The organism is Halomonas flagellata, from assembly GCF_022487945.1.
In the GTDB taxonomy this organism is placed as follows: domain Bacteria; phylum Pseudomonadota; class Gammaproteobacteria; order Pseudomonadales; family Halomonadaceae; genus Halomonas; species Halomonas flagellata.
In genome coordinates, this window is the sequence record NZ_JAKVPY010000098.1 from 1 (window position 1) to 688 (window position 688).

The window sequence follows — 688 nt, forward strand, 5'->3', positions numbered from 1 at the left end:
GAGTGTTCTCTACGCCGGAGCTCATACTGTGGTCCTGGAGCCCGCCATTGTGGCGGCTGCAATGATGTCCCTGGTGTCCTGTGTGGGCGTAAGCAGTTTTTCCGTAGCCACGTTGCCGTAGTAAGGCTCTTTAGTAGCGAACGGAGAGGGTTTGATGAAAACGGAAATATGCCGGCAATACTGGCGCTCTTTACGCAGCTTTTCAGAGGCCCGCTCTGCGTGCTGGCAAATAGCCTGGCGGAGCGACTCGTACTCTGTAATCTTCACGCCAAAACTGCGGCTGCACACAATTTGCTGTTTCGTCGGAGGGGCTTCCTCAAGCGAAAGGCAGCTTTCCCCGTTCAGTTCCCGTACCGTTCGCTCAAGGACCACAGAAAAATTTTTGCGGATGAAGGTCGGGTTCGTCAGGGCCAGATCGAGCGCGGTCTTTATGCCCAGCACATTCAGCTTGCGTGCAATACGGTTACCCACCCCCCAGATTTCTTCAACCGGCTGCAGTGAAAGCAGTTTCCGCGTTCTCTGCGGATTTCCCCTGGTCAGAGCGAGTACGCCACGAAACTGTTTCCACTCTTTTGAGGCCCACTGGGCTGATTTTGCGAGGGTTTTCGTTGGTCCGGCGCCCACGCCAATGGTCAGGCGGGTACAGTCATACACGTGCTGACGCAGCTGCCGGCCGAAGTCCGAGGCC

General features: G+C 56.4%; 1 protein-coding gene. It reads right to left on the minus strand.

Going from position 1 to position 688, the window contains the following annotated elements:
- Window positions 1-21: 21 nt before the first annotated feature.
- Window positions 22-688: DinB/UmuC family translesion DNA polymerase (locus tag MKP05_RS21325; protein ID WP_439109011.1), on the minus strand; the 667-nt coding region annotated here is incomplete at its 5' end.